This window comes from Vibrio penaeicida, from assembly GCF_019977755.1.
GTDB lineage: Bacteria > Pseudomonadota > Gammaproteobacteria > Enterobacterales > Vibrionaceae > Vibrio > Vibrio penaeicida.
In genome coordinates this window covers 2,113,248-2,134,235 of sequence record NZ_AP025145.1, presented here as the reverse complement: position 1 = coordinate 2,134,235, position 20,988 = coordinate 2,113,248, and the positions used below count along the sequence as shown (strand labels likewise).

Genomic DNA, 20,988 nt, shown 5'->3' with positions numbered 1-20,988 from the left:
GGCTCAGCGTCTTAACTTTGCTTATGATCAAATAAAATACAGGCGAGAGAACACTGCATTAGAAGCGTTAAAGAGTTTCTTCTAGCTTATCGAGTTCGCTGTAGAGATCGCTTGTTGCAGCCTTGATTTTATTGAACATTGGGTACATACGATCGTACGTGTCTTTCCATTCTGGGTTCGGTTGGATCTCTTTTTCGTACTGAACAAGATGTCGTGTAGCATCAGACAATGAATTGAAATGACCCGTCGCAGTTGCAGCTATGGCTGTCGCGCCAATCACACCGCATTCCGCTTCTTTAGGAACCAGTATGGGAGTGTTGTACATGCTGGCTTTGATTTGCAGCCAGAGTAGAGATTTCGCGCCGCCGCTGGCCGCAATGATGCGTTCAACTTTAGCACTGTTCTTGGTATCAAAAGCACTCTTGGTATCTGAGCCGCTCATCTGTTCGATTTGTCTGCGAACAGCAAACGCGACCCCCTCTAATACACTGCGGTGCAGATCGGCAAGGCCATGGCGACTATTTAACCCAAAGAATTGCGCTCGCGAGTTGCGGGTTGTTCCGAGCCGCTCTCCGGTCAGGTAAGGTAAAAAGAAAAGGTGTCGGCTGCCTGCGGGAGACTCGGCGGCTTTTGTTGTCGCGGCTTCGTATGAAAGCGTATTTTCGTTCATTGCTCGCCTAGCCCAGCGCACCGCATCGCCTCCGGCATCCAACAATGAAAACGCACCCCAATGATTACCGGGAATCAATACATTGCAGACTTCTTCGTGCCTCACTGGCTCGCTATTTGCGATAGTGATGATTGAAGAAGTACCCGTCACATCGGAACCCATTCCGGGCTCGGTAACGCCCGAGCCAACCAAAGTTACGGGGAAATCACCCCCACCGACCACGACGGGAAGCCCCTCTGGCAATCCGGTCTCTTGAGCCGCTTTAAATGAAATGGAGCCAAGTACATCTAACGGGTCACGCAATGGAGGCAGTAAACGACGAGGCACTCCCAATTGTGACAGCATGGTTTGCGACCATTCTTTGGTGTCTGCGTCCATTAAAAAGCTGGCGGACGCTTCTGTTGTATCAAAGGCAATATTGCCGGTTAGCCGAAAATTAATGAAATCTTTCGGCATCAATACTTTCCAACTTTTATCCAACAGTTCTGGTTCGTTGTCTGCAAACCATTGAAGTTTGAACCCTGGCCAAGCAGGTGTTGGTGGGTTAGCGGTATGGGTTAAACAGCTTTCCAGCCCGAAGTTATCTTGGTATTGATTTACATGGTTTATGGTTCGCTTATCATTCCATAACGGTACATATTCACGAGTGGGTTGCCCTGACTCGTCAATTAGAACGGTGCCATGCATTTGGCCACAGCACGATACGGCAACGATATCCGATTTTCGCTGCCCAATTTGATGGATAACTGCGTTAATGGATTCACATGCACCTTGCCACCAGTCTATCGGGCGTTGTTCGCACCAGCCATATTTTGGAACATGCTGATCGTGCTCTTTGGCAGAAAAAGCGAGCATTTCCCCGTTTTTGCTCACGGCAGCCGCTCTCACCGAGCCTGTTCCTACATCTATAACCAAAAATATGGGGGTTGCCATAATGACCTCTCTGCCTTAATTGTAAGAGCCTTGTTTGTAACTGTTTTGTTTGCATTAACCTTAGTTATCAGTAGGTTGCTTGTCAGTGCCTAATTAATCAGCACTTAGACCAACTTAGTTTTCTATTCGCAATTCACTGTTGATATCAAAATAGTGCGCTTTAGACATGTCAATTTGAATGCAGCACAACTGGTCTAGCCCTGCTGGAAAGTGACTGTCTATTTGCGCCGTAAATGGCGAGCCCCCTAAGTCGGAAATCACCAACGTATGCGACCCAAGTGGTTCTATCGCCCGTGGGTGAATGCTGACGATGTTGCTTACATTTTGAGTGTCGGAATCCTGAGTGTGTTCTGGGCGGATACCCAATACCACTTTAGATCCACGGTACGGGGTAAGCGCAGCTTGGTGAGCAGCCGAAGTTTCAAGAGTTTCGCCCGTTTCTAAGGTGACATACGTTGCGTCGGCTCCCACCGTAACTTTCGTGAAATTCATGCTTGGGGTGCCGATGAACTCTGCCACAAAGCGGTTCGCGGGCTTTTCGTAGATCTCTATTGGTGATGCAAATTGCTCAATGTGCCCATTTTGCATCACGACAACGCGATCGGCCATGGTCATGGCTTCTACTTGGTCATGCGTAACATACACCGCAGTTGTACCAAGCTTGCGTTGCAATTGTTTGATTTCGGTACGCATTTCCACACGCAGCTTTGCGTCCAAATTGGATAATGGTTCATCGAATAAAAAGAGATCGGGGTGCCTAACGATGGCGCGCCCTATGGCGACCCGTTGGCGTTGACCACCCGAAAGGTGGCGCGGCTTTCTCTCTAACAGAGCATTGATGCCAAGCAATTCGCTTGCATCGGAGACTCTTTTTTTGATGACATCTTGAGGTTCTTTTCTCACTTTCATGCCATACGCGATGTTGTCGTACACCGTCATGTGTGGGTATAACGCGTAGTTTTGAAACACCATTGCACAGTTGCGTGTGCCGGGTTGTTCGTAGGTTACGTCTCGCTCTGAAATGGCGATCTGCCCATCTGTGACAGACTCTAAACCTGCGATCATTCGCAATGTGGTGGTTTTTCCACATCCGGATGGACCTACAAGAACGACAAACTCGCCTTGCTCAATGTCGAGATTCAGATCGGGTATCACACTGATCTCGCCATAAGATTTACTGATGTTGGTTAAGCTAACGTGTGTCACTGTTACGACTCCCTGTCTGTTTGGGAACACGCTGCCAGCGGTTAAGCTGGCAGCTTGTAAAGCGCTATTTGGCCTCTATTTTTTCTCAGGTAACCCCATTGCACTGCGATAGGCTTTAAGCTGAGATTCACGTCCGAAATCATCCGTTAATTGGTTCCATTGTTTAGCAATGCTGTCCAATGCTTCTTGTTCGGTCACTTTTCCTGCTAAGGCGCGAGAAAGCTCTATTTCAAGAATTTCGGTGTAAGCGAAGAAACCCGGAATACGTAAATCCAGTGCCACATTTGGCGCGTCTAGTGATGCGCGTTGCGCTGCTAGGTAAGATTCCGCCTCGGGTTTAGAGAAAATCGCCAACCAGTTATCGATGTTGTCGTAGTGGCTTAATCGATATGGGTTTACCCCAGTATTTGCCGTAACAATGGCTTTTGATGAATGTTCTTGACTGGTAACGGTTTGAACAAAGTTCCACGCAGCCGCCTTGTTTCTGGAAGACTGTGGAACCGCAAGCTGCCAGCCACCAAAGGCTAGGAAAGGTGACGCGACCACTTCATTGTATTCATTCCATTTGCCTTCTTTGGCGTTCCACATGGATTTAGACCCCGGTAGCATCGCAGTACGAACATTGCCGACGATGCGCGATTCTTTCGGGTTTGCCCCTAATACGCCGGAGTCTGCCCAGTCGATATTCATCGCGACTTTACCCCCTGCGTATAAAGGTCTTACGTCACCAGAACCGTTGTTTAACGCGCCCGGTGGGTTATAGTCCAAGCCTCGTTTGTAGTCTTTCAGTGCTTTTAACCAGCCTGCATTGTTAATTTGTGCATTCATGGTGTCGGGGTCAAAGAACATTGAGCCTGGGTTTTTCGGATCGTTGGTGTAGCTGGCTGCGTGAGAGAAGAAGTACCAGAATTGCTGCCCACCGCGCTTGTAGGCTTCAGCCGTTCCGTATAACCCTTGGTCTGGGCGGTTGAAGAATTCGGCAATATCGTAGTACTGATCCCATGTAACAGGAGCTGCCAAAGCGTAGCCATACTTCGTTTTGAACGCCGCTTGCTCTTTCGGGTCATTGAAGAGGTCGGCACGGTAATTCAGCATATGCATGTCGCCATCCATGGTGGCGGATTTCACTTTGCCATCCCATAACATCAAGCGTTCGCGGTATACAGGGTGAATGTCATTCCAGTATTCTCCTTCCTGCATGCTTTTCGGCATTTCCGACAAGAAGATATTAAAGTCGGGTAACCACGCAGGGATATAAGAAATAACATCGATTTCACTTGATCCTGTTTGCATCCCCGTCAAAAACTTAGGGAAAAGTTCCCCAAATGGGAATTCCACAATCTTTACTTTACCGCAAGTCTGAGCTTCCCAAGCGGTGCCTGCAGTGCGAAGTGCCGAGGCAATAAAAGGGCCGTTTTGCGAGCCGACGGTCACGGTGACACCGGAGTAATCGGGTTCGCATGCTGCCAGTGCATTAGTCGACATCGCGGTTGCGCCTAAACAAAGTGCGACAGCCAGCGCGGAGGTGCGTATTTTCCTTTCCATGTTTAATTCCTTCTAATTTTGCCCTAGCACAAAGGCTGGGCATCCATGGGTAGAGTCAAAAGGTCTTAAGTGTCGTTAAAAGACCTAAAGAGTCGTCAACAGTTCTTAATTTTCATTGGTACTATTTAATCGATCCAGAGAGCAGTCCGGATCTCATCAGCCGACCGAGCAGAGTGACAACGATGATCATTGGTATAATGGATATCAATGTCGCGACGGATATCGCCCACCACTCATCGCCTCGGCTTGAATTTTGTCCTGCTAATACAACAGGCAAGGTTTGCCAACGTGAAGACGTAAGTAAAAGTGCAAAAAGAAATTCATTCCATATGAACGACAATGTGATCATCGATGTCGCGATCAGCCCCGGTTTGGACATAGGTAGAACGATATCGAAAAAGATGCGAAGTCTTGGCACATTCTCAACCATTGCTGCTTCTTCAACTTCGACAGGAATGGTCCGGAAGAAATCGCGCATCAACCATACGGCGAGCGGTAGCCCAAATGCGGTATAGGCGACAACCATGCCAGAAAAGCTATCGAGCAATTGTACACCTTGTTTTCCAAGCTCTGCGTAAAACAGGTATAGGGCAAACGCAGACACGATAGGTGGAAACATGCGCTGAGAAACAAACCAAAAAGTAACGTCGTCGTTCCCCAGTACGGGACCGGGTAGAGGCAGTTTGTTAATTAAGAATGACGAGGTAAATGCTGACACTAGCGAGATAATAATGGATTGAGGAATCGCAAGCCCCATGACCTCATTCAGCAATAAGAACCCACCAATTCCGACAACAGCAAAAGTAAATCCAGAGAGTAATCGGATACGAAACTCAAACCGAGCAATGCCATAAGCAGCCATTGAACCTAGCAACACCGATAAAGCGGTGGAAACCAATGCGATCAAAGATGAGTGCCAGAAAGGTCCGACGAAATCACCGCGAATGCCAGACATAACCTCTCTAAATGCATCCAACGTAGGCGCAAAATCGATAAAGGGTAAATACGTAGCCCCGCCATTTACCGCTTGAGGCGGTTTGAATGCGGTTACCGTTACCCAGTAAAAAGGGGCGAGCAAAAACAGCAACCAAGTGAAACACCCAATAATGGCTACCCATTGACCCGTCGACAGTGAACGGCGCTGTTTGGCTAGGTGCTGTTTGCCTGATTGCGCATTACTGTTGATGCTTGGCTTTTGCATGGTACGGCTCGCTTGCGTAGTGGATGCGGATAATTTATCGGTAGCAAAATCGCTCATGATCGTTTCTCCACTACAGGCTTAACAGCAGCAAGGTAAACGCTACCAAGAACCACAATCACGATTAGGAATAAAAAACTCAGTGCAGAAGCTTCCCCTAAGTTAAAAGTTTTAAACCCTTGGTTGTAGGCAAACAGGGTGAGGGTTTCGGTAGAAGTACCGGGGCCTCCTCCCGTTAAAATGTAGACGGTATCAATAATTTTGAAACCTTCAACGATGCGAATGAACACCACGACAACCGAGAGTGGTAATAACATTGGAAAGGTGATGTCCCAAAATTGTCGCCAAGGTGGCACATTTTCAAGAGACGCCGCTTCATACACGTCTCTGGGCAAACCCTGCAAACCTGCTAGCATCAAAAGCGTGACAAAAGGCGTCCATTGCCAAACTTCTACAGTGACTAATACGCCCAGCGCCCAAGAGGTTTCCGTTAGAAAAGGCAGATTTTCAAATCCGAGCATACTAAAGAAATCATTCACAGGGCCGAGTGCCGAGTGAAACATCATTCGTGCAACGAGAGCGACCGCAATCGGAGCCATAAACATCGGCAGTAGAAAGATCACCCGAAACAGTTTCTCGCCAGGTACTTTTATGTACAGCGCCATTGCAAGCAAAAAGCCCACAACGTATTGAATAAACACCGAAGTAAAAACGATAAAAATAGTCGTAAAGACAGACTGCCAAAAGCGAGACGACTCTAGCAGGGTTTGGTAGTTGTCGAAGCCAACAAATTTTACAGGCAAAGGCGGTATTAAGCGCACGGATTGAAAGCTGACCGTTAGCGCATAAATCAGTGGAAACAGCGTCACCAGCAGCACTACGAATAATGCAGGCCAGACAAATAAATATTTGATGGAATCTGTCTGTTTTGGATTTAGTGTACCTATCGACATTCACAACTCCTTTGTATGAAACTGCCATTTGGTAGTTTTACTTTCCAATTCTTCTTCTTGAAGTAGGCATAAATGTATTTTTAATACATAAAACTACAATGTCAATCTAAAATTTCACAGTTTATTAACTTAATTTGATTAAAATAGCGCCTTTTTCGAACCAAAACCATTTGATCTTTTATTTTTATGTAGTATTAATACTAAAAGCACCGATTCTTTAAGTCACACACTACCGTTTAAGTCACATTCGACAGGCTAAAAACTGGAGTGCTCTGAACAAAGAGTAGGCAATCTAAATGGATAGTGAGGGAACAACTATGTCACTTATGGATCCAGTGAGCTGCGAGATTGATGTGTTATCAGGCAGCCTGGCAGGGACAAGCCGACATTACGAAAAACGCTTTGATGATTTGAATGGGCTGTACTTGGACACGGACGCATTTGAAGCGCTAAACAAAGAAATGGGAGAAGAAGTCGTTTATGAAGTAACGGACTATCACCCAGGGAATCGGGTTCAGGATATGATTTTTGGTGTGACCAAAATGCGGCCCGGTAAGGTTGGTAGCGAGTATTTCATGACTCGAGGGCATATCCATGCGATAGCCGATCGACCAGAAGTTTACATCGGGAAGAAAGGTAATGGACTGATGTTACTTGAGTCACCTGAGGGGGAAACCAAAGTGGTGGAAATCACCCCTAACACGGTATGTTATGTCCCTCCTTTCTGGATCCACCGAAGCGTAAACACGGGGGATGAAGAGTTTGTTATGTTCTTTTGCTACCCCGGAGACAGTGGGCAAGATTACGGCATCATTAAGCGTTCTGGTGGTATGCGTTATCGCGTTCTGGCTGAAGGAAAAGGTGGCTGGAAACTTGAAGAAAATGCGCATTACCAACCTCGTAGCCAAGCGGACGTTAATCGTCTATATGAAGGGGAGTCGGAATGAACCTTGTACCAGCCAAAAAGCCGACGTTTTACTTTATTGGTGTGTCTACGTTGCAAAGCTCGATCATGAAAGTTTTCCCTGCTTGGGCTGAGTTTCTGGGGTTGGGGGACGTTCAAATTCGTGGAATCGATTTACCGCTCAATGCGCCAAATGAACAGTATCAGCAGGTAACGTCATTTATTAAACACGATCCCCTCTCGCTTGGTGCGCTCGTCACCACGCACAAAATCAATCTTTACCAAGCGTGTATTGAAATGTTTGATGAGATTGATCCACATGCAACAAAAATGAACGAAACCAGCTGTCTTTATAAAAGGCAATCAACATTCTGTTGCAGTGCGAAAGATCCGATTACCTCTGGGTTTGCTCTGGAATACATATTGCCTCCCCGTTTTTTTGCGACGCACCGAGGCAATGTGTTTGTTATGGGAGCGGGTGGCAGCGCGACGGCCATTGTTTGGTATTTAACTCAAGCGGCAAAACAATACGATCGCCCAACTAAGATTGTGGTTTCAGATGTTTCTCAGCATCGGCTGGATGAGTTGGACCAAGTACTCAAAATATACGGGATAAATGTCGACTGCGAGTACGTATTGGTTGAATCGGGTACCACCAATGATGAAGTATTGGCTTCACTGCCACCTTATTCGCTGGTGATAAACGCAACAGGGTTAGGAAAAGATGGCCCCGGTTCGCCATTATCGAACAACGCGCAATTTCCAGTGCATGGCATCGTGTGGGAACTCAATTATCGAGGGGAGCTGGAGTTTTATCGACAAGCAGAGACGCAAGAGTCGTCCGCTCATCTATCGATTCATGATGGCTGGGTGTATTTTATCTATGGCTGGACAAGAGTGATTGCGGAAGTATTCGATGTAGACATTCCGGTGAATGGTGAACGCTTTGAAGAGATTTCACGTATTGCCGCCCGTTCTGGCAAGCAGTTAAGCCATGAGAGTTAATGTTATGAATAAAGGTAAGATTTTAGTGACGCCTCGTTCCTTGTCTTTAAATGGGCATCCTGCTTTTGAATCTCTTAAAAAGCTGGGGTATGAAATGGTGTTTTGTCAGCCCGGAAAGTCGCCAACAGAAGAGGAACTGCTTGCTGTTATACCCGAATGCGTAGGGTGGATTGCTGGTGTAGAACCTGTATCTGAAAAGGTGATTGGTTCTGCCAAACAGCTTAAAGTGATCAGCCGAAATGGTACGGGGGTCGACAACTTGCCTTTAGCCAGTATTGAGAAAGCGGGCATCGAGGTGTGTCGGGCGGAAGGGGCGAATGCTCGTGGTGTCGCTGAATTGGCCATTGCCATGATGCTGTCTGGGCTGCGTCATATACCAGAAACAGCAGAAGGGCTAAAATCTGGTCAGTGGACTCGTGCTTTAGGCCAAGAAATTCAAGGGAAGTTAGTGGGCGTTATTGGTATGGGCGCAATCGGTAGGCAAGTGGCGCAAATGGCTTTGGGGTTAGGCACTCAGGTGATCGCTTTTGACCCGATACTAAAAGGTCAACTGGTCCTGAACGACGAATTTAAATTTACCGAAGTTAGCCAACTGCTCAAGCTGGCAGACATTATTACGTTTCATTGTCCGGCTCCGTTGGATGGTAAGCCGATAATCAGCGCAAGTACACTCGAATCAATGAAAGACGGCGTTGTTATCATCAATACAGCCCGAGCATCGCTGGTGAATCACGATGTGATCTACGATGGTTTGTGCAGTGGAAAAATTTCTGTGTATGCGGTGGATGTGTATGACACAGAGCCTCCTGCCAGCCACCCGCTTTGGCAACATGAGCGATGCATTGCGACCAGCCATATTGGCGGATACACCCAAGAAAGTGTTGATAAAGCAACCATTGCCGCCGTCAGTAACTTGCTGTCGGTGCTAGAGGACGACAACGCCTAATGAACAGTTCTTCAAAAAGCCCAATATTGCCAAGTTCTTGCCTAACCCGTGCCGAATTCGAAGGTCAGTTAGCCCAGCGAATTTCATCGCTGTCACCACCAAGTGATGAAGTGTTGCTTTACTGGCTGGGGCAGGCTGGCTTTTTGATTCGAACAAAACAGGCAAGTTGGCTCATCGACCCTTATTTGTCGGATTCACTTGCCGAGAAGTATAAAGGCAAGCACTACCCACATATTCGTATGATGCCAGCGCCAATTAGGGTTCAAGACCTCACGAATGTGGATGGTGTTCTTTGTACTCATAAGCACACTGATCATATGGATGCCGGAACACTGATTCCGCTGTTCCAACGCTATTTAGGCAAGCGAGCTTTCATGCTGGCTCCACGCGCTGAAAAAAAAGAAGCGCTGACTCGAAGCGGATTGCCTTCAGATCGAATTCATTGGATCTCGGATGGTGAAGAGCTTGTACTTTCGGGTTCGCTTTCTGTTCACTCGACACTCGCAGCACACGAGAGTATTGAACGTGATAATCAAGGAAACAGCCGCTTTCTGGGGTATATTCTTAAAATAAGCGTGAATGAAAATACTCAAGTAAAGCACGAGAACACCGATGAAAAGAAGGATACGCTCACCATTTGGCATTCTGGTGATTGCGTTCCTTTTGAAGGGTTAATTGATACTCTGAAACGGCACCAGCCTGATCTGGCATTGTTGCCAGTCAATGGACGGGATGAACGCCGATCCAGTCAGGGTATTCCGGGGAATTTTCATTTAGAAGAAGCGCTGTCTTTGTGTAAGCAGGTTGGAATTAAGAATCTGATTGCACACCATTTTGATTTATTTGAGTTCAATACCATCGATCCGCAAAAAATTCTTCTAGCGGCTCTGCAAAACGCTGATAGTATTTCTCTCTTCCCGGCACAGCTAAATGTCGAATATCGTTTGAGGTTAAGGAGTTAGCATTGCAACAGAAGCAACCTAATGTCATTGAGATGATCACCCGTTCACTGGATAAGCTCCGTAAGTCTGACCGAAAGGTCGCGGAATGGGTATTGTCCGACCCTCAAAAAGCAATCAACAGTACATTGGTGGAAACGGCAAAGGCGGCTGGTGTCAGTGAACCTACCGTTATGCGTTTTTCGACTGCGGTGGGTTGCAGTGGCTTTCAAGACTTAAAAATTCGTTTGGCACAAAGTATTGCGTTAGGGGTTACGCCAACCCACGCTGCCCTTCAAGATGGCGATAGCACTCAGGTTATTTCTCGTAAGTTGTTTGATTTTACTTTAACCAGCTTGGATTGGGCTCGTCAGCATGCCGATATTGAAAAGATGGATGCGGCAGTGGATGTACTTTCCCACGCCCGACAAATCGATTTTTATGGGTTTGGTGCCTCTGGCATTGTGGCGCTGGATGCGCAGCAGAAATTCCCTCTGTTTGGTGTGCCCTGTAATGCACACACAGACGCGCATCAACAATTTATTGCGTCGTCCATGATGAGTGAAGGCAATGTGGTTGTCGCGATTTCTAATAATGGTGAAACCATCGATCTCATTGAAACGGTCAGAGAAGCCAAAAACCACGGCGCGACTGTGATAGCGATAACGGGGCGGCGCGGCTGTTCACTCAGCAAAGAGTGCGATTTAAGCCTTGTTGTCGAGACCTTGGAAAACACCGATCGCTATACCCCTACGATTTCTCGAATCGCAGCGCTGGTGGTCGTGGATATTCTTGCTACGAGCGTGTCGCTGAAAAAAGAAGAAACGCACCGAGATCGGATAACCTCAATGAAGGAACGTTTGTCTCGCTTTCGTTCTAACCATTTTGATAATGGCTAATTGAACACGCTGGATAAACCAGATTGTCTTTTAAAGTATCAAGATCTGGTAGAGACAGGTCTATAAGATGAGCATTGTGTAACTATACTCCTTACTTAATGAATTTGTGCGATGATACCTGTGCCCAATTGGCTTCAAACCGAAGCTAATTGTGGGCAGACGTAAAAATTAAGTAAGGAGTGCAAAGTGCATAAATACCCAGAAACAAAACAATCGGATGTTGTTGATACCTACTTTTCTACGGAAGTGTCCGATCCGTATCGCTGGTTAGAAGACGATCGCAGCGAAGAAACCGCGGACTGGGTAACTCGCCAGAACGACGTAACCTTTGCACACCTCAATCAAATCGCTTTTCGTGACGCCATTCGAAAGAAACTCGAAACTGCCAATAATTTCGAAAAAGTCTCTCTGCCTTTTAAGCATGGCGATTACACGTATTTCTACAAAAATGATGGTATTCAAAACCAAGCGGTTCTCTATCGTCAGAAAGAAAACGACCAAAAAGAACTAGGCGAAGCGCAAATTTTCCTTGATCCGAATACGTTTAGCGAAGAAGGCACGACCTCGCTAGACAGTGTGTCTTTTTCTAAATCAGATACGGTTATTGCGTATTCTGTATCGGAAGGAGGCAGCGACTGGCGCACCATTTATGTGATTGATGCTGAAACCGGTGAAGAGCTTGAAGCCCCAATTCTAAACGCCAAATTTACCGGGATTTCGTGGTTTGGCGACGAAGGCTTCTATTACGCCAGTTACGACAAACCTGAAGGCAGCGAGCTATCGGCTCGTACTGAGCAACACAAGTTGTACTTCCACCGATTGAACACACCGCAAAGCGAAGACGTATTGGTATTTGGTGGTTCAGATTCGGAAAAATACCGATATGTATCAGGTTATACAACGGAAGACGATGCTTTCCTTGTCGTATCTGGTGCTCAATCCACATCGGGTAATGAGCTTTATGTACGTGATTTACGCCAACAAGACGCGCCGTTAACGCTTGTAACGGATAAAAGCCAAGCCGACAGCTACGTTGTCGAGCACAGCGAAGGCGATTTGCTGATTTACACCAACTTGGATGCGCCATTAGGTCGTGTCGTAAAAGTGAATGCACAGCAGCCGTCGGATGATAATTGGGTCGATCTGATTCCAGAGCAGGAACAGCAATTAGACATTGAAACAGGTGCAGGCTATTTGTTTGCCTCGTACCTAGTGGATGTGAACACCAAAGTGGTTCAGTACCGCTATAACGGTGAAAAAGTTCGTGATGTTGAGCTTCCGGGGTTAGGTTGTGTGTCTGGTTTTGGCGGGCGTTTCGATTCAAAAGAACTTTATTACAGCTTCACAAACCTTATTGTGGCGTCTTCAGGGTATCGATTCGACCCTGAGACGGGTGTAACGGAATTGCATCACCGCTCTCAATGCCAGATCGACAGCGATCTACTGGAATCTAAGCAGGTGTTTTATACCTCCAAAGATGGCACGCGCGTTCCTGTAACGATCTGCTACCGCAAGGGCTTGGAACTGAATGGAAACAACCCCACTATGCTGTATGGCTACGGTGGCTTTAACGTTAGCCTAGAACCAAGATTCAGCCCGCTTGTTGCTACGTGGATTGAAATGGGGGGTGTTTATGCTGTTGCGAACCTGCGTGGTGGTGGTGAATACGGTAAAGCGTGGCACATTGCCGGAACCAAACTGCAAAAGCAAAATGTGTTCGATGACTTTATTTCAGCGGCAGAATACCTGATTGAAGAAGGGTACACATCACCAGAAAAGCTCGCGATTCATGGTGGCTCAAACGGTGGCTTGTTGGTTGGCGCTTGTATGACACAACGTCCAGAACTGTTTAAAGTGGCGATTCCTGCAGTTGGCGTATTGGATATGTTGCGTTACCACACGTTCACTTCTGGTGAAGGTTGGGCTTACGACTACGGCACGTCTGAGCAAAATGAAGAAATGTTCAGCTACTTGAAACAATACTCTCCTGTTCATAACGTAACAGAAGGGACGCATTACCCAGCGACACTAGTGACTACGGCTGACCACGATGACCGTGTTGTGCCTGCGCACTCGTTTAAGTTTATTGCCGAGCTTCAAGCGAAACATGAAGGCGAGAACCCTGTATTGATCCGAGTGGATACTAATGCAGGTCATGGTGCTGGTATGCCTATGAGCAAGGTATTGGATTTGTATGCCGATATGTATGCATTTAGCTTCCACCATATGGCATTTGAACCAAAACTGTAGCCCCAGACTGTTTTTGAAAGACCTCCTAGGAGGTCTTTTTTTTACATCAAAACATTATGACCAAGCTCTATGCAATCACCGCGATACAAGAGTGTGCTGTTTGGGTCTAGATTTGCAGTAACCAATAACTCGGAGCTGTTTTTTAACAACTTCCACTCTGTTGGTGACATATAGCGAATGTTACTGATGTTTTGTAGGCTGTCTATTAATGCTAATTCTCCCGTCGTTTTGTCTCTCATCCAAACCACTGCTTTACCAAACTCTACCTCTTCCATACCTAGATTAAGTTGCAATCGAATACTGGATTGACCCGGTTTGTTGCCTTGATATGCAACAAGAGCGAAATGGTTCTGCTGTAATTCGGATGACATCATGGCCAGGTAATTAACTGGACGAATTTGAGCAACACCTAAGGGCTGATGAATGGGGACAAGCACAGGCTGTATAAGAACACCTACCACGAGAGACATCGCCATTCCCATTGGCAACCACCACCAACGCAGACCTTTTCTTTGTTGAGTGAGATTAAACGTGCCGTTGGCTATTTGTCGCCAAACGCGTTTGGGTGGCTGTCTTAAATACGTCGTATCCATAGAGAGATCGCTGGTGGGGTTTAGACCTGAAAGATGGTTTTGCCACTGCTCGATATGTTCCCACCAACTTGGATCCGATTGAATCAGGGTTTCCAATCGACGCCGAACACGAAGTGTTTGTGTTCCCAGAACGTATTCGCTTGCCAGCTTATTGCGTAGATCGGAGTTTTGGTAGCGGCGACCTCTTGTTACTCGACTAGGCATCGTTTTAACTCCTGCAATCCGCGACGAATTTGGGATTTCACTGTCCCTAAGGGGGCTTTCATGTGTCGCATTATTTCTTGATGGCTCAATCCGTGTTGATACGCGAGGACGATGGCACTTCGTTTATCTTCGTTGAGCTGCTTTAAGCATTGGGATAGGCCGTGATTGATATCGAATCCCACGCCAGCGCCTAAATCATCATACGATGTGTCTAACGGTTCTTCCTTTCGCCTTCCACGTTTTCGAACTTCATCAATCGCGAGGTTTCTCATGCTTTGGCAGAGCCATGCCCACGGGTAGTCGACAGGGTAACGATTGTCGCTATACCACAGCTTAACGAAGCCCTCTTGAAGAAGATCCGCGGCAATTTGCTCGTCTTTAACGACGGAATAAATGACAGCAAAGAGCCGAACACTGGCTAATTGATAGAGCGCTTCGAACGCGTTTTGATCCCGAAGCGCTATCTTAGAGAGCAGTAAACCTACCTGTTGTTTATCAATACTCACTGTTTCCTCATTGAATGATCAAATGCCAGACTTGTTTCACGCCATCGCCACTGGTATCACCGGGTTGTTGGTCTTTAAACCAGCGATATAGTGGCTTATCTTTAAATGTCCATTGATAGCTGTTGTCTTTACGTTGTGTCACCCCAAACCCGCCTGACAGAGTGAGATTTCCTATCCCCTCTTTTATCAGCATAGGATCTACATACGCGGGTGGCCATTTAGTTTGGCACTCGTTGTAGCACACAGACTTGTTGGGCTTATCTTTGTCAAAAGTATACAAAGCAAGGTTGTTACTATCGACCAAATAACGACGACTGCCATCGTTGTATAGCTTTACCGAGACTTGGTCTGCTCTTGCCAAAGGCCAAACACCTTTTATTCCAGCGCCGTTAATATCACCCGACTTACTGTCTTTAAACCAACGATATAGAGGCTTCCCATTTAAAGCCCACTGCTTTTTGCCATCATTTCGTGCAATGGTGCTAAACCCTTCTTGACCATAGAAGAGCGACTTTTCACTTCCCTCAGCCAATAATGGTGGCCACTTTCCAGCGCATCCACCATTACATACCGACTGACCTTCTGGATCCTTGGAAAAGGTGTACAAACTCATACCCGTGCTATCGACGTATACGTTTCCTAATTCGGTGTTCATTGTCGTTTTTGATGCAGTAGCACAGCCAATAGGAACGAACGCAAGTGCAGTAAGCAGTAATGTTTTCATCATAGTAATCCTTATTAGGGTCTGTTGACCTTTCGAGATGATTTTTTCAGCAATTTGCGGCACTTTATTCAAGGCTGCACTTATTCGGTGTATCGCTCTACATCAATAAACGATAACCCAGTAATAAGGAGCCACAAATGCTGCCCAATAGAGTCTTATTTCCTTGTTTGTAGATAGGAGACGATCGGAAAATGGATTTGGATGCACAGTCGCGAAAAATTTTTTAGGAAGCAATGCGAGGAGCTATGAGAATAAAAGGAGAAACAGAAATGACATGAGTCTTTTACAAGCTGAGTATTGAGTTTGTAAAAAAGCATTTTCATATTAGAGATAGCATGCAAACCTCTCATTATTTTGAGATGTTTGTTCATTCTTAAATTTTTGTTCATTGAAACCCTTCAAGTCGAGTCCATACTCGCCTGCGGTTTACCGTTTCTTTTATCAACAACCCAAGATTTATCACCATCCCAAAAGAAGTACTTTGGTATCAACATGAACTTAAAACTCACTCAAATGCTGTATGCGGGGTTCTCCTTCATACTTCTCACTACGCTTGTGCTTACCTATATCGTTTGGTCGGCAGTCCAAGACTCAGCGAAACTTGCAGAAAAAATCGAATCTGATAATGTGCCTGGCGTACTCGCGTATTTGAACGTCAACGACAAAGTGGCAGATATGCAGACTTATGCGTTGGAATACCTAAATGGAGAGCAAGACGAAGCCAATAGCTTTAGGAAGAGCGTGAAGAATTTTGAGAATAATTACAGAATACTCTATTCGCTAGAATCAACCACTCAAGCTGAAAAAGACAAAATGGCGAAGATCAGAAAGTTAGCTGATCAATACATTCGTTCAATTGAGAGCGAGGTCTTTGCTAAATACTCGCCAGCGACGGAGCAGGAAGCGAGGCTTTGGGTTCAAAATTTAACGCGAAATGTCGGTAACCCGCTTGAAGATCTTCTCGATAAAATGAAAGAGGAAGAATACGCTGATGCATTCAACACGACGAACCTCAATGAGTCTTTGAATGATGATCTCCCAGGCGTTCGATACTACCTTGAAATGATCGATGCATCGGGAGATATGGTCGCTTCTCTCAATGCGTATATCATGGGAGATCTTACAGCACGGGAGTCATTTGAAGGAGGCTCAAAATCGTTCAATAGTTACCTCGATAAACTGAAGCCTTTGGAGAGGCGTGCTGAAGAGGTAAAAGCCATATCGCAAATTGAAACCTACTATGATGAGCTTCTAAAAACAGCCAACAAAGTATTTTCAAGCTATGATCCTGCCGCTAAAAAGGCTGCTATTGCGCTTGTCGATGAGCTTGAAGACTCCGTGGTACTGCCATTAGAAGAAATCTTGGATCGCTCTTCGAAAGAAGAAAAAAGTGATGTAACCCAAGATATTGCTTCGGTGAATGACAAGATGAACCAGATTGTGATGTGGCTTTCGGTTAATGCGTTAGTTGTGGTGACCGTGGGCATCACGGTTGCGGTCATGATTACCCGTGTTATTAACCGACGTATTCACGCTATCTCGGAGAAAGCGAATCAAATTGCCGACGGGAATCTCACCTCTCCAGCGATCAACGAAACCATCGAAGATGAAATCGGTTTACTCGCAAAATCGATTGATGGTATGCAAGCCTCGCTAAAGGACTTAGTTTCAGGCATCTCGGGTGTGGCAAGCGAAGTAACATCCAACACCAAACAAGTGGATAGCATCAGCAACCAGGTAGCCAGCGATATCCAATTGCAAGCGGATAAAGCGGCATTAATTGCCAGCGCCGTTGAGGAAATGAGTGGCACCGTGCGCGAAGTCGCCATGCAGTCGTCAGATGCAGCGCAAAGTTCTCAAGAAGCAGGCAATGTTGCCAGCGAAGGGGGCAAGTTAATGCAGGAGACGGTACATGGAATGCAAAGAATTGCGGATGTGGTTAACGAATCCGCTGCTACGGTTGATAGCTTAGGCAGGAAAGGGGAAGAGATTGGTGACGTGATTAAAGTCATCAACGACATTGCTGAGCAAACCAACCTCCTTGCGCTGAATGCTGCGATTGAAGCGGCACGCGCTGGAGAGCTTGGTAGAGGCTTTGCTGTGGTCGCGGATGAAGTTCGAGGCTTGGCAGAGCGAACCTCTAAAGCCACAGAGGAAGTCAGTAGCCTTATAACCTCAATTCAAAGTGAAACTCGTACTGCGGTAGAAAGAATGGGCGAGGGTACTCAACTGGTTACGGAAGGGGTGCAATTGTCGAATTCAGCCGGTGATGCGCTGGAACAAATTGTTGAACGCGCCAATGACGTGAACAACATGATTCATTCGATTGCCACCGCAGGAGAAGAGCAATCGACAGCCACTCAAGAGATGGCACACGACATCGCTCAAGTTAGCCAAATCGCATACTCTTCAGTGGAAAAAACGCAACAAAGCTCTGAATCAACAAGGAATCTTTACAATAAAGTGAAAGAGCTCGAAGGCATGGTCGCCCAGTTCCGAGTATAACCTCCCCATGTTTCAGCCACCTCAAAAAACGAGGTGGCTTTCTTGTATTTAGAACGGTGTTTAAGTATTCATCTGAGACTAAACTGACACTGTTTACTTTTCACTGAACCGATACCCTATTGATGAAACGCTAACAGCAAAAATTGGCTTCGAATCGATAATAGGGAAAGTTAACCATGCAACATGAATGCGGAAACGTTACAAATATCGCAGTAGTCGGTGGCGGGACATCGGGCCTCGCGACATGTTATTACCTGCTTCAAAAATTGGGTCAAAAGAATTCAGATAATCATCAAGGTCAGTACCACGTCCATTTGATTGAAAAAGCCGCTGAGCTGGGTGGTAACGCGCACACGGTCGTTTTGGGTCTTGGTGAGACGAGCAGTGTAGACAGCGAAGGAAACAAAATAGAACCAAAAACGTTGGCTCGCTGGGCAGACATGGGTGTTAACGACATCAACCTAAGTATGTACAGCACATTAAAAGAAGTGATGGAAAAAACCGACTATTACAGTGATGAAAACCTGAAGCCTATTGAAGATACGGCGTGTTTTTTCTCGGAAGACAATCACTACCTCTATACTGACGATGAACACTTACCTATCAACCGTCCAATGGAACGTCGGTTCAGCCTGACCGACACTGATCTTGGTACCGTTTTCACCGCATTAGTGGCATACGGCACTGAAATGAGTGAGGACTCCGCCAAGCAAAGTACAGCTTGGAATATCGAACTGCATACTTTCTTTACTGCGTTGATTGCGTTGGCTGAAGGGTATCCTGAGGCTTTAAAAGCCTCACCAGAATTTGAAATATGTGTTGAGGCTTACAACGCCATTCGTCAACAGCCATCGTTGGCTGATTTATCGGGTGCCGAGTTGGCTAAACTTATTGTTGAAATGCGTGACAACCTGTTTTATCCAAGAGTGGCGGCAATGTTCTTTACGACAGACAAAGGACCGCAGCACCTTCCATTAGCGTCACCTTTTGGTTATTTCCGCTATCAAGAAGGCAAAAAGAAGGGCGAGAAGTTCCCAGACAGACGCTACTTTGTTGGCGGAACAAAGAAATGGATTGAGCACCTAACTGCTTACTTGATTAATGGCTACAACAACGATTCTGAAAATCTAAAGTTGTCTATTCATACTAATGTAGATGCAAAATTCCGCACGACGGACACTGGGTTTACTATTGAAAGTGTGGTCTCGCCGCTCGTTGATAAGAAAGAAGAGCACAACAAACTTTCACAAATTAACTTCGACGCCATGGTGAGCACCATTCACGCTAACCACGCGCTTATGCAGGTTGCGTTTAATGCCAAGCATTCTGAGCAAGGTAATACGCTTGAACCAATTCTAGGTCGGGTGAAATATACGCAAAGCATTGGCATTGTTCATACAGACAATAGTGTGATTTCTTCGAATGTGAACAGCTGGCGCACGTTCAACGTGTCCATTAGACATGGTGAAACGATGCTGCCTTACAGCATTACCTTCCAAGAGAATAGACACCAAAATGATTGGCGTAACCCGAAAGTCAAACACGCACCAGAGTTGAGCTATTTCGTTACTCTGAATCCGACTCACCCAGTTAACGACAAGTTTGTATTGCGTACCGTGGATTCAAACAAGAATTTGGAATTCTTATGTGGCACTGAGCTCACCGAGCTGCCTAAATCGACTCAGGATCACCTTGCACAATCAAATAAAAAGAACCTGCTAGGGCGTGAAGACAACAAAGCAATTTTCTATTTTGCACATAACGTATACGACCGCGATGCTCACACAAGTCAGACTGAAATCAACAAATATCATGAAAATCTTCCGACTAACGTTCGTGAAAATGGATTTGCACCCATTGTTTACGCGGGCTCATGGTGTGCTGAAGTAGGTTTGCAGGAAACGTGTTGGAAACAAGCTCGTAATGCCGTGGAAAGCTTGCTTAAGACAATTTAAATCAAAGTGAGATATGTCTAGACCTGTTAACGCATATTCCCATTAAGCGTACAGGTCCATTAACTCAATACAACACATTGATTTTCCATTACCACCCTTTGCTCTTTGTTGGAGCAGTGGGTGGTTTTTTTGTTAAGTGATACCAAAGTGAACCAGACCAAATTCACTATTTTCCTTAACCTGTTGATGTTGGTTGAGTTCATGCAATGCGTTAAGGAAAACATGAGTGCGCCAATAAACAACTGCGAAAGGTCAGCAGACCCTAATTTCAATCAATCCATGTAAAAGGAAATACTCATGTCTCAGTTTGGTTCTACGCTCGGTGGTTGGTCCAATTTTCGTAAGCTCAACTTAGAAGATAAAGCGGTTTTTAATTCTGCTCTTGAAGGTTTTGTCGGTGTGAATTACGAACCTATGGAAGTGCAATCTCAAGTTGTAGCTGGTGTAAATTATCGCTACCTATGTAAAGCAAACTTGATCGATGAGCCAACACTTCATTACTTTTCTTGGGTTTCGATGTTTGCGCCTTTAGATGGAAAGCCTTACATCACTAACATCCAGCGTATTGAAGAGCCGAAAATGGTTGAAAGCCAAAAGGTGGATCAATTTGAATTAGTCAGCCTGAAAGCAAGCCTTCGCAATAATGCAGGGGAATCAGCTGAGGATGTATTAGGGTTTGAGCGATTAGTGCGCGATGGAAATGAGTGTTACCAATACTATCAAGCGGAAAGAGGCGTAGGGCTGACGCACGCTACTCAAGTTATCTGTCCACTCGGTCTTGCGATTATTGAAGGGTATAAGTTCGATTACAAGCAAGCGATAGAAGTGTTTTACACAGGGAATTGGGGAAGTAAGTTCATCAAGCTCTCACTGAGTAAAGTGCTAACACCGGAAGTAAAAGAACCTGTTTGGACCTTTGTATCCGACTTGGGTACACAGGTGCAGATTGGTGCAGACACAGGCAAAATTTTAAAAGCGGTATTGTTGGAAACGGTTTAGTGTATTTCTCCCGGTTCTTTGAGTGCGATGGGGGATGCTCAAAGAATCGGGAGAT

17 protein-coding genes are annotated in these 20,988 nt (G+C 45.9%); 9 read left to right on the top strand and 8 right to left on the bottom strand.

What is annotated here, in order from left to right:
• Window positions 1-67 precede the first annotated feature (67 nt).
• The 5 genes from LDO37_RS27750 to LDO37_RS27730 form a co-directional block, all read right to left on the bottom strand.
• A complete protein-coding gene (locus tag LDO37_RS27750; protein ID WP_126606526.1) occupies window positions 68-1,603 on the bottom strand; it encodes a xylulokinase in 1,536 nt (511 codons plus the stop codon).
• A gap of 114 nt (window positions 1,604-1,717) precedes the next feature.
• Window positions 1,718-2,809, bottom strand: a complete 1,092-nt coding sequence (locus LDO37_RS27745) for an ABC transporter ATP-binding protein (RefSeq protein ID WP_126606525.1) — start codon at window positions 2,807-2,809, stop codon at window positions 1,718-1,720.
• 75 nt (window positions 2,810-2,884) lie between these two features.
• Complete coding sequence (locus LDO37_RS27740; RefSeq protein WP_221768504.1) at window positions 2,885-4,354, bottom strand: extracellular solute-binding protein; 1,470 nt, start codon at window positions 4,352-4,354, stop codon at window positions 2,885-2,887.
• Between the two features lie 121 nt (window positions 4,355-4,475).
• Window positions 4,476-5,612 carry a carbohydrate ABC transporter permease gene (locus LDO37_RS27735; RefSeq protein ID WP_126606524.1) on the bottom strand — a complete coding sequence of 379 codons (1,137 nt, stop codon included), beginning with the start codon at window positions 5,610-5,612 and terminating at the stop codon, window positions 4,476-4,478.
• The gene (locus LDO37_RS27730; protein ID WP_126606523.1) at window positions 5,609-6,505 is read right to left on the bottom strand and encodes a carbohydrate ABC transporter permease; all 897 of its coding nucleotides are present in this window, start codon (window positions 6,503-6,505) and stop codon (window positions 5,609-5,611) included. The genes LDO37_RS27735 and LDO37_RS27730 overlap by 4 nt, the downstream gene beginning before the upstream one ends.
• A 317-nt stretch (window positions 6,506-6,822) precedes the next feature.
• Between LDO37_RS27730 and LDO37_RS27725 the strand changes: the two genes are divergently transcribed.
• The 6 genes from LDO37_RS27725 (at window position 6,823) to LDO37_RS27700 (ending at window position 13,447) form a co-directional block, all read left to right on the top strand.
• Window positions 6,823-7,452 carry a glucose-6-phosphate isomerase gene (locus LDO37_RS27725; protein ID WP_126609655.1) on the top strand — a complete coding sequence of 210 codons (630 nt, stop codon included), beginning with the start codon at window positions 6,823-6,825 and terminating at the stop codon, window positions 7,450-7,452.
• A complete protein-coding gene (locus LDO37_RS27720) occupies window positions 7,449-8,414 on the top strand; it encodes a shikimate dehydrogenase family protein (protein WP_126609656.1) in 966 nt (321 codons plus the stop codon). Before LDO37_RS27725 ends, LDO37_RS27720 begins: the two co-directional genes overlap by 4 nt.
• A 4-nt stretch (window positions 8,415-8,418) precedes the next feature.
• Window positions 8,419-9,360, top strand: coding sequence for a phosphoglycerate dehydrogenase (locus LDO37_RS27715; protein ID WP_126609657.1), 942 nt, complete (start codon window positions 8,419-8,421; stop codon window positions 9,358-9,360).
• Window positions 9,360-10,322, top strand: a complete 963-nt coding sequence (locus LDO37_RS27710) for an MBL fold metallo-hydrolase (RefSeq protein WP_126609658.1) — start codon at window positions 9,360-9,362, stop codon at window positions 10,320-10,322. Before LDO37_RS27715 ends, LDO37_RS27710 begins: the two co-directional genes overlap by 1 nt.
• A gap of 2 nt (window positions 10,323-10,324) precedes the next feature.
• On the top strand, window positions 10,325-11,197 hold the full coding sequence (locus tag LDO37_RS27705) for an SIS domain-containing protein (RefSeq protein WP_126609659.1): 873 nt from the start codon (window positions 10,325-10,327) through the stop codon (window positions 11,195-11,197).
• A 186-nt stretch (window positions 11,198-11,383) separates the two neighbouring features.
• Window positions 11,384-13,447 (top strand): prolyl oligopeptidase family serine peptidase, encoded by a 2,064-nt coding sequence (locus LDO37_RS27700; protein WP_126609660.1) that lies wholly within the window; start codon window positions 11,384-11,386, stop codon window positions 13,445-13,447.
• Between the two features lie 41 nt (window positions 13,448-13,488).
• Here the strand turns inward: LDO37_RS27700 and LDO37_RS27695 are convergent, their stop codons facing one another.
• From LDO37_RS27695 to LDO37_RS27685, 3 genes are read right to left on the bottom strand one after another with little or no spacing between them, the layout of a single operon-like run.
• Window positions 13,489-14,244: a hypothetical protein gene (locus LDO37_RS27695; protein ID WP_126609661.1), complete on the bottom strand. Its 756-nt coding sequence runs from the start codon at window positions 14,242-14,244 to the stop codon at window positions 13,489-13,491.
• Entirely contained in the window at window positions 14,229-14,750 is a 522-nt protein-coding gene (locus LDO37_RS27690) for an RNA polymerase sigma factor (protein WP_126609662.1), read from the bottom strand. Before LDO37_RS27690 ends, LDO37_RS27695 begins: the two co-directional genes overlap by 16 nt.
• A gap of 7 nt (window positions 14,751-14,757) precedes the next feature.
• Window positions 14,758-15,474, bottom strand: a complete 717-nt coding sequence (locus LDO37_RS27685; RefSeq protein WP_126609666.1) for a hypothetical protein — start codon at window positions 15,472-15,474, stop codon at window positions 14,758-14,760.
• Between the two features lie 492 nt (window positions 15,475-15,966).
• On the opposite strand from LDO37_RS27685, the gene LDO37_RS27680 reads away from it, so the two are divergent.
• From LDO37_RS27680 to LDO37_RS27670, 3 genes are all read left to right on the top strand, one after another.
• The gene (locus tag LDO37_RS27680; RefSeq protein WP_126609663.1) at window positions 15,967-17,979 is read left to right on the top strand and encodes a methyl-accepting chemotaxis protein; all 2,013 of its coding nucleotides are present in this window, start codon (window positions 15,967-15,969) and stop codon (window positions 17,977-17,979) included.
• A 176-nt stretch (window positions 17,980-18,155) separates the two neighbouring features.
• Entirely contained in the window at window positions 18,156-19,934 is a 1,779-nt protein-coding gene (locus LDO37_RS27675) for an NAD(P)-binding protein (protein ID WP_126609664.1), read from the top strand.
• Window positions 19,935-20,231: 297 nt separating this feature from the next.
• Complete coding sequence (locus tag LDO37_RS27670; RefSeq protein WP_224055644.1) at window positions 20,232-20,933, top strand: hypothetical protein; 702 nt, start codon at window positions 20,232-20,234, stop codon at window positions 20,931-20,933.
• The last annotated feature ends 55 nt before the right edge of the window (window positions 20,934-20,988 follow it).